Source organism: Streptomyces sp. NPDC054834, assembly GCF_053611185.1.
Window position 1 is genome coordinate 95,669 of the sequence record NZ_JBSGZV010000034.1, and the last position, 9,467, is coordinate 105,135.

Consider the following 9,467-nt stretch of genomic DNA (forward strand, 5'->3'; position numbering starts at 1 on the left):
AAGGAAGAGTACTCCGCAAGCGGTCGGCGGTGCAGCCGGATGGACAGGTCGTTTCTCAACTGCGCGGCCGCCAGTGGCCGTTCTGCCACGCGAGCTCGTCCGGAGTGAGCGGATTCATAGCCGTGACGTCGCGCGGGGCGATGGCGAATCCCTGCCAGTGGATCGGCATGGGCTGCTGGTCCTCGTCCCGGGCGATGTGGTGGAAACCCACGTTCATCCAGACGATGGGGTGCGTCAGGGTCTGGCCGTTGACCCACTTGTCGACCGACTTGCCCGCGCCGGCGGGGCAGTTGCCCGGGTTGTTGCTGGCGTACTGCTCGCACTTGTTGTACTCGGTGAAGTACACGTCGTGCTTGGTGAAGCTGCGGCCCGGGTACTTGGTGGTCGGTCCCGGCACGATCTCGTACGAGCGCGCGTGCCCGTCCTTGTTCTTGCCGGTCGCGCTGACCATCCGCCACCAGCGGTAGGTCTTGGCGTCGCCCGCGAGTTCCTTGGTGACCTTGGTGCGGGTGGTCTTCGCGGTCGGAGCCTCCTGGCCGTGCGCGGGCGCGGTGACCGCCGAGTCGTACTGCTCGACCTTCCCCTTGGAGGAGCCGTCGAGGCCGAAGTCGAGCCGCCAGAAGACGTTGTGGGTGTGGCTGGTGGCGTAGGCCTTGGCGCCCTTGCCGAGGGGCCAGCCGCGGCCGTCGCCGGCGTCGTAGTCCTCGTAGGAGAGGCTGCCGGTGGCGCCGACGTTCATGTTGACCGTGCCGTCGTCCTGGAAGCGCCACTCGGTCATGTACTCGTACCAGCCGACCTGGTTGACCGTGTACACGAGCAGGTCCTTGCCCTGGGCCTGGAAGACCTTGTTCGCGGTGTCGCCCTGCATGCGGTAGGCGTGGCCGCGGGAACGGGTGGTGGTGCACAGGCCGTTGACGTTCGGGTGCTGCGGGTCCCAGGCGTCGGGGACCTTGACGGACTTGATGGTGCCGCCGGGGCACTCGCCCGGCGCCAGGTTCACCAGGCCCTGGGCGAAGCCGAAGCCGGTCAGGTCGTCGTACTCGACGCTGCCGTCGTCGTAGGGGACGTCGATCTGGGCGAGCCGGGCGCTGTTGAGGACCTTGATCGGCTTGGTCTCGCCCTTGGGCTGGTAGGAGACGTTCTCCAGGACGAGGCCGGCCTTGCTGTCGTAACGCCAGCACATGCTCCAGGTGGTGCCGCTGGAGAGCTTCTGCTCGATCTTGTAGGCGGCGCTGCACTGGGCGGCCGCCGCCGGGGCGGCCTTCGGCTGGGCGACGGCCGGTCCCGCCCCGGCCGTCGCACCGGCGGCCAGCGCGGCCACGGTCACGCCGACGGCCGCCCGCTTACGGGCACGGCTGATTCTTTTGACGCGCATGAAGAAGTGACTCCCTTGCAGGAGGAGCAAGTCGGAAAAGTGAACGGACTGGTGTCCGGAGGGCGGCTCAGCGGCGGTCGAGCTTGGCGACCTTGCGGGCGCTCAGGTCGATGATCAGCGACCTGGCGTCGATCCACGGGCCGTTCTTGACCTTCGGGAACAGCCGCACGCAGCGGTGTTCGCCGCACTTGTCGAGCGCGGCGGGCTGGGCGCCCGGAGTGGCCCGGTAGACCGCGCCGTTGAACAGCAGCTGGTCCGGGGAGGTGAGTTCATGCCCGGTGGCGTCCTTGTAGTCCGCCTTCAGGCCCGCGCCCAGCGGGTCGGCGAGCAGGAGCTTGGCCGCCTCCACGTTCTCGGCCCGGCTCAGCGGCGGCTGGACGCCGTGCTGGGAGCCGGTCTGCTCCACCTTGCCGGTCTCGAGGTTGACCGTCTTGGTGATCAGAGCGTCGTTCTTGTAGTCGTAGAACGTCACATCGGCCCGGCGCGGTGCGTTCGGGTCGTCCAGCTGGTCCGCCTCCGGGTCGGCGAGGTCCACCGTGAGGCGCTGCGGCCCGCGGCCCCCGTCGACGTTCTTGCCCGCGCTGAGCAGCTGCCCGCTCGCGGCGATCTTCCCGGCCTGCTGGATCTCGTCGTCGGTCAGCGGGTCACCGCCGGTGCCCTTCTTGCCCTCGGCCGGGGCCTGCTGGACGACGCCCGGCTGGGCGGCGCCGTTCGCCTGGCCCTGGCCCGACTGCTGGGCGGACCGAGTGCCGCTGCCGTTCGTCCCTCCCGACTCGTCCGCCCCCGCCGTGCCCGGCAGGGTGATTCCGACCATCACGGCGGTCCCGGCCACCGCGATCGCCGTGCCGGCCACCACCTTGCCCAGATGGCGGCGCACTATCTCGCGCACATCTTCCCCCTACTCCCCCTGGTCCACGGGAGTACGTCTTTGCCCCACTGTTTCGGCATACGGGCTCACTCACGTCGCTGTATGCACTGGTCGCCCGATAAGAGGGACGTAAGTCATAGGTGGTTCCATCACTTTCCGGGAGACTCGGAGGCCAAGGCAGTCCCGGCCGCGCGGCACACCTGGGAGAGTCGTATCCATGCAGGTCTGGCCTGGAGAGGCGTATCCGCTCGGCGCCACGTACGACGGCGCCGGGACCAACTTCGCGGTCTTCACCGAAACCGCGGACCGAGTAGAGCTGTGTCTGCTGCACGACGACGGCTCGGAGACGGCGGTGGAACTGCGGGAGAGCGACGCGTTCGTGCGGCACGCGTACCTGCCGGGCGTGATGCCCGGGCAGCGGTACGGGTTCCGGGTGCACGGACCGTACGACCCCGCGCGCGGGCTGCGCTGCAATTCGGCGAAGCTGCTGCTGGACCCGTACGCGAAGGCGGTCAGCGGCTCGGTCCGGTGGGGCGAGGAGGTGTACGGCTACCACTTCGGCTCGCCCGACAGCCGCAACGACCTGGACTCGGCGCCGCACACCATGACGTCGGTGGTGGTCAACCCGTACTTCGACTGGGGCGACGACCGGCGGCCGCGCACCGAGTACCACCACACGGTGATCTACGAGGCCCATGTGAAGGGCCTCACCATGCGCCATCCCGGTCTGCCCGAGGAGCTGCGCGGCACGTACGCGGCACTCGCGCACCCGGCGGTCATCGAGCACCTGACAGAGCTCGGGGTGACGGCCCTGGAGCTGATGCCCGTACACCAGTTCGTCAACGACCACCGTCTGGTCGACATGGGCCTCAACAACTACTGGGGCTACAACACCATCGGCTTCTTCGCCCCGCACAACGCGTACGCCTCCTGGGGCGACCGCGGTCAGCAGGTCCTGGAGTTCAAGTCGGCGGTCCGGGCGCTGCACGAGGCCGGGATCGAGGTCATCCTGGACGTGGTCTACAACCACACCGCGGAAGGCAACCACCTCGGCCCGACGCTGTCCTTCCGGGGCATCGACAACCCCTCGTACTACCGCCTGACGGACGACCCCCGCTACTACATGGACACCACGGGCACCGGGAACTCCCTGCTCATGCGGTCCCCGCACGTGCTCCAGCTCATCATGGACTCGCTGCGGTACTGGGTCTCCGAGATGCACGTGGACGGGTTCCGCTTCGACCTGGCGGCGACGCTGGCACGGCAGTTCCACGAGGTGGACCGGCTGTCGTCGTTCTTCGACCTGGTGCAGCAGGATCCCGTGGTCTCCCAGGTGAAGCTGATCGCCGAGCCGTGGGACGTGGGCGAGGGCGGCTACCAGGTGGGGAACTTCCCGCCGCTGTGGACGGAGTGGAACGGCAAGTATCGCGACACGGTCCGCGACCTGTGGCGGGGCGAACCGCGGGCGCTCGCGGAGTTCGCCTCCCGGCTGACCGGCTCCTCGGACCTCTACCAGGACGACGGGCGGCGCCCGCTGGCCTCGATCAACTTCGTGACCTGCCACGACGGGTTCACCCTGCACGACCTGGTCTCCTACAACCACAAGCACAACCGTGCCAACGGCGAGGACAACCGGGACGGCGAGGGCCACAACCGGTCCTGGAACTGCGGGGCGGAGGGCGAGAGCGACGATCCGGAGGTGCTGGCGCTGCGCGGGCGGCAGATGCGGAACTTCATCGCGACGCTGATGCTGTCCCAGGGCGTGCCCATGATCAGCCACGGCGACGAGTTCGCGCGCACCCAGCGCGGCAACAACAACGCCTACTGCCAGGACAACGAGCTGTCCTGGCTGGAGTGGCCCGAGGCCGGGACGAACGCCGCCGAGCTGCGGGAATTCACGCGCGCGCTGGTGTGGCTGCGCAAGGAGCACCCGGTCTTCCGCCGGCGGCGCTTCTTCCACGGGCGTCCGGTGGAGGGCACCCACGACGACCTGTCCGACATCGCCTGGTTCACCCCGGACGGCCGGGAGATGACCCAGCGGGACTGGGACTCGGCGCGGGCCTCGGCGCTGACCGCGTTCCTCAACGGCAACGCGATCTCCGAGCCCGGCGCGCGGGGGGAGCGCATCTCCGACGACTCCTTCCTGCTCATGTTCAACGCCTCGCCCGAGCCGCTGGAGTTCGTGGTGCCGGTCAACCACGGACGGCAGTGGCAGGTGGTGGTCGACACGGCCCGCACGGACGGGGCGCCCCCGGGCACGGACGCCAAGATCCAGGCCGGCGACCGGCTCACCCTGCCGGACCGCAGCATGACGGTGCTGCAACGGCCCGCCTAGGGCGGTGTCCACGAGTCCCCCGGCCTCTTCAGGGGCGGGGCCGGGGGTGGGGCAGGGGCAGGAACGATGACACTAAAGGCGGCGGGTTGGGTACGTAGGTCTCCATGACATCCGATCGACCCGACCCGGCGGTGCCGACGGCCACCTACCGGCTTCAGCTGCAGCCCGAGTTCCCCTTCGCGGCCGCGGCGGCGGCCGTTCCGTACCTGGCGTCGCTCGGCGTCTCGCACCTGCACCTGTCCCCCGTCCTGGAGGCCGTCCCGGGCTCCGCGCACGGGTACGACGTCGTGGACCCCGCGCGCGTGCGCGAGGAACTGGGCGGCGAGGAGGGTCTGCGGGCGCTGGCGGCGACCGCGCGCGGACACGGCCTCGGCCTCGTCGTGGACATCGTGCCGAACCACATGGCCATGGTTCCGCGTCACAACCGCGCGCTGTGGGAGGTACTGCGGGAGGGACCGAAATCGCCGTACGCGCGCTGGTTCGACATCGACTGGGACGCGCAGGGCGGGCAGGTGCTGCTGCCGCTGCTCGGGCGTCCGGTCGGTGAGGAACTGGGCCATCTGGTGGTCGACGGCGACGTCCTGCGCTACCACGACCACGCCTTCCCGCTCCGCGAGGGCACCGAGGATCTGCCGCTGCCCCGGCTGCTGGACGCGCAGTGGTACCGGCCGGTGTGGTGGCGGCTGGCCCGGACCGAGCTCAACTACCGGCGCTTCTTCAGCATCTCGGAGCTGATCGGGGTGCGGGTGGAGGACCCGGAGGTGTTCGACGCCACGCACGGCAAGATCCTCCAGCTGCTGCACGAGGGCGTGGTCGACGGGCTGCGGATCGACCACCCGGACGGCCTCGCCGACCCCGACGGCTATCTCCGGCGGCTGCACGAGGCGACCGGCGGGCGCTGGACGGTCGTCGAGAAGATCCTCTCCGACGGGGAGCACCTGCCGGCCTCCTGGCCCGTGGCGGGCACCACCGGCTACGACGCCCTCAGGCACATCGACGGCCTGTTCACGGATCCGGCCGGGGCGGCTGAGCTGGCCGAGCTGTACCGGCGGTCCGCGGCCCCGCAGACGGACCGGGGCGGCAACTGGGCGGCCACGGCCCGGCGGGCGGCGTACAAGGTGCTCACGCACGAGCTGGCCGCCGAGACGGACCGGCTGACCCGGGTGGCGAGCCGGCTGTGCTCGGGCTCGGCGGACCCGGCGCTGCGCGACCGTGCTCCCTGGGCGCTGCGCACCGCGCTGGAGGAACTGCTGGTGCGGCTGCGGGTGTACCGGCCGTACGCCTCCGGGGACGCGGCCGATGTCGTCACCGAGGATGCCGCCGAGGAGGCCCGGCGGGCCTTCGTCGTGCCCGAGGAGGGCGAGGTGGTCGACGTGGTGCGCGGGCTGCTGCTCGGGCCGGCCGGTGTGGATCCGGTGCTCGCGGAGTTCCGCGCGCGGTTCGCGCAGACCGCGTCGGCGCTGCGCGCGAAGTCCGTTGAGGACACCGCGTTCTACCGGTACGTGCCGCTGCTGTCGGCGACCGAGGTGGGCGGCGAGCCGGGCAGCCCTGGCGTGTCCCCGGAGGACTTCCACGCGTACTGCGCGCGCGTGCAGCGCGACTGGCCGGCCACCGGGACCGTGGTGTCGACGCACGACACCAAGCGCAGCGCCGATGTGCGCGCGGCGCTGGCCGTGCTCACCGAGTGCCCGCGGCGCTGGGCGGGTCTGCTCGCGGAGCTCACCCCGGAGGGGGGCGCGGCCGTACCGGACGGACAACTGGCCTGGGCGGCCTGGCAGACGGTGTTCGGGCTCGGCCCGGCGGACACCGGACGGGTCCAGCAGGCCTTGCTGAAGCACGCCCGGGAGGCCGGGCTCTACACCAGCTGGACGGAGCAGGAGCCGCCGTACGAGGAGGCGGTGGCCGCGTTCGTGGCGGCCGGGCCGTGCGGGGCGCCCGGTGAGCTCGTGGCCGCCTTCCGGGACTCCCTCCAGGGGCACATCCGAGCCAATGTCCTGGGGACGGCCCTGGTCCATCTGACGATGCCGGGTGTGCCGGACCTCTACCAGGGCACGGAGGACGAGTACCGGGCGCTGGTGGACCCGGACAACCGGCGGCCGGTGCGGTTTCCGCCGGAGGCCGCCGTGGCGGACGGGGACAAGGGCACGCTGACGGCGGCTGCACTGCGGCTGCGCGCGCGGCGGCCGGACGTCTTCGGCGCCGGGGCGGGGTACGCGCCGCTGCCCGCGGAGGGCACGGCCGCGGACCACTGCCTGGCCTTCACGCGCTCCGGTCAGGTGGTCACCGCCGTCACCCGGCTCCCGCTGCGGCTGGCCGAGGCGGGCGGCTGGGGCGACACCCGGCTGCCGCTGCCGCCGGGCCGGTGGGCCGACGCGCTGGATCCGGGGCGGGAGTTCGAGGGGCACGCGCGCGTGGCGGACCTGTTCGCGCCGCTGCCGGTGGCGTTGCTGGAACGCGTCGGGGAGGGCTGAGCCGCGCCGCTCAGCGGGTCCGGGCCCCCGGGTCCGGCCACGCCTCGCGCAGGAGGGTGACGAAGGCCTCGGCGGCGCCGGTGGGGGGCACGCGCGCGTAGGCGGTCAGGGTGCGCCTCCAGGGCGGGTCGGGGGTGAGGAGCACGCAGTCCTCGCCGACGGCGCCGCGCACGATGTGGGACGGTGCCGCGCACACCCCGACCCCGGCGGCGGCCATACGGACCGCGGTCGAGGTGTGCTCGGTGCACACGGCGGTGCGCGGCCGGAACCCGGCCTGCCCGCAGGCCCGGTCCAGGAAGCGCTCGCCGTGTACGACGGGCTCCATGGCGCAGCGCACCCAGGCGCGGTCCGCCAGTTCCGGCAGCGTCACCTTCGTACGGCCCGCGAGGCGGTCGTCGAAGGGCACCACGAGGACGATCTCCTCCTCGCCCACCGGCACGGCGGTGCCGGCCCAGCCGGTGGGCTCCGGGCCGACGGCGAGGTCGGCGGCGCCGCGCTCCACCGCCTCCCGCAGGGCCTCGGAGGTGGCGTACTCGTGCAGGTGGAGCAGGACGCGGGGGTGGGCGGCGTGCCAGCGGGCGAAGACGTCGGGGAGGACGCCCACCGCGACCGAGTGCAGGGCCGCGACGTGCAGTTCGCCGCCCTCGGCGCCGGCGGCGGCGCGGGCGGCGCGGCGGGCCTGGACGGCGCTGCGGACGGCGAGTTCGGCGTGCGGCAGGAAGGCGCGGCCCATCGGGGTGAGGCGCACCCCGCGCGGCAGACGCTCCAGGAGGGCACCGCCGACCGACCTCTCCAGGGCCTTGATCTGGTGCGAGAGCGCGGGCTGGGTCACGTGCAGGACCTCCGCCGCGCGCGTGAAGGACGCCTCTTCGACGACCGTCAGAAAGTACTCCATCTGCCGCAGACTCATGTCATAAGCATCCTGCATGGATTCGACAAGAACATTGCCTTGGACGCATGGCGGGCAGCGGACCGAGGGTGGAGTCCATGAACACACCGGACGTGATCGTCGTCGGCGGCGGCACCGGCGGGTACAGCACCGCACTGCGCGCCGCCGCTCTGGGGCTGGACGTCGTCCTCGTCGAACGCGACAAGGTCGGCGGGACCTGTCTGCACCGCGGCTGCATCCCGAGCAAGGCGATGCTGCACGCCGCCGAACTCGTGGACGGCATCGCCGAGGCCCGCGAGCGCTGGGGCGTCAAGGCCACGCTGGACGCCGTCGACTGGCCCGCGCTCGTCGCCACGCGGGACGACATCGTGGCCCGCAACCACCGGGGCGTGGAGGCTCACCTCGCGCACGCGGGCGTGCGGGTGGTGCGGGGCAGCGCACGGCTCACGGGGGCCCGCACGGTGCGTGTGGCGGGCGGGACGGGGCCCGGGACGGGCGACTTCACCGCGCGCCGGGGGATCGTCCTCGCGACCGGCTCGCGACCGCGCACGCTCCCGGGGCTCGAACCCGACGGCCGGCGTGTGGTGACGAGCGACGACGCGCTGTTCGCCCCCGGGCTCCCGGCGTCCGTGCTGGTGCTGGGCGGCGGTGCGATCGGCGTGGAGTACGCCTCCTTCCACCGCTCGATGGGTGCCGAGGTGACCCTGGTGGAGGCGGCCGACCGGATCGTGCCGCTCGAGGACGCCGATGTCGGCCGGCATCTGACGCGGGGTCTGAAGAAGCGCGGCATCGACGTCCGGGCGGGGGCGCGGCTGCTGGACGCGGAGCTGACGGCGGACGGCGTACGCGCGCGTGTGCGCACCGCCCGCGGCGAGACCCGCACGGTGGAGGCGGAGCGGCTCCTGGTGGCCGTCGGCCGCGTACCGGTCACCGACGGCCTCGGCCTGGCCGCCGCGGGCCTGGCGACGGACGAGCGGGGGTTCGTCGCCCCGGCGGACTGGCGACGGCTGGAGACGGCCGTACCGGGCGTGCACGTGGTCGGCGACCTCTTGCCGCCGCCCTCCCCGGGGCTCGCCCACGCGTCGTTCGCGGAGGGCCTGCTGGTGGCCGAGACGCTGGCGGGGCTGCCGTCGCCGCCCGTCGACTACGCGGCGGTGCCCCGGGTCACCTACTCCTCGCCGCAGACCGCGTCCGTGGGCCTGGGCGAGGCGGAGGCACGCGCGCGCGGGCACGAGGTCGAGGTGGGCACGATGCCGCTGACCGCCGTCGCCAAGGGCATGGTGCACGGGCAGGGCGGCATGGTGAAGGTCGTCGCCGAGGCCGGCGGCGGCCAGGTCCTCGGCGTGCACCTGGTGGGCCCGCACGTGTCCGAGATGATCGCCGAGAGCCAGCTGATCGTCGGCTGGGACGCCCAGCCCTCCGACGTTGCCCGGCACATCCATCCGCACCCCACGCTGTCGGAGGCGGGCGGCCGGGGCGTCCGGGCCCCCCCCCCCCCCCCCCCGCCCCACCCCTGAGCGCGGCACGGG

General features: G+C 72.5%; 6 protein-coding genes. 3 read left to right on the forward strand and 3 right to left on the reverse strand.

The window, feature by feature from the left end; all coding sequences use genetic code 11:
* Positions 1-55: 55 nt before the first annotated feature.
* A complete protein-coding gene (locus ACWGJM_RS34345) occupies positions 56-1,375 on the reverse strand; it encodes a copper amine oxidase (RefSeq protein ID WP_453415669.1) in 1,320 nt (439 codons plus the stop codon).
* Between the two features lie 67 nt (positions 1,376-1,442).
* Positions 1,443-2,264 carry a Tat pathway signal sequence domain protein gene (locus tag ACWGJM_RS34350; RefSeq protein ID WP_453415670.1) on the reverse strand — a complete coding sequence of 274 codons (822 nt, stop codon included), beginning with the start codon at positions 2,262-2,264 and terminating at the stop codon, positions 1,443-1,445.
* A 196-nt stretch (positions 2,265-2,460) separates the two neighbouring features.
* Here ACWGJM_RS34350 and glgX point away from each other — a divergent pair, with 196 nt between their 5' ends.
* Together glgX and treY are read left to right on the forward strand one after the other, a co-directional pair.
* The gene (glgX, locus tag ACWGJM_RS34355; protein ID WP_453415671.1) at positions 2,461-4,578 is read left to right on the forward strand and encodes a glycogen debranching protein GlgX; all 2,118 of its coding nucleotides are present in this window, start codon (positions 2,461-2,463) and stop codon (positions 4,576-4,578) included.
* 104 nt (positions 4,579-4,682) lie between these two features.
* Positions 4,683-7,049: a malto-oligosyltrehalose synthase gene (gene treY / locus ACWGJM_RS34360; RefSeq protein ID WP_453415672.1), complete on the forward strand. Its 2,367-nt coding sequence runs from the start codon at positions 4,683-4,685 to the stop codon at positions 7,047-7,049.
* Between the two features lie 10 nt (positions 7,050-7,059).
* On the opposite strand, the gene ACWGJM_RS34365 is transcribed toward treY, so the two are convergent.
* On the reverse strand, positions 7,060-7,959 hold the full coding sequence (locus ACWGJM_RS34365; protein WP_453415673.1) for a LysR family transcriptional regulator: 900 nt from the start codon (positions 7,957-7,959) through the stop codon (positions 7,060-7,062).
* A gap of 77 nt (positions 7,960-8,036) precedes the next feature.
* Between ACWGJM_RS34365 and lpdA the strand changes: the two genes are divergently transcribed.
* Positions 8,037-9,455 carry a dihydrolipoyl dehydrogenase gene (gene lpdA / locus ACWGJM_RS34370; RefSeq protein ID WP_453415674.1) on the forward strand — a complete coding sequence of 473 codons (1,419 nt, stop codon included), beginning with the start codon at positions 8,037-8,039 and terminating at the stop codon, positions 9,453-9,455.
* The last annotated feature ends 12 nt before the right edge of the window (positions 9,456-9,467 follow it).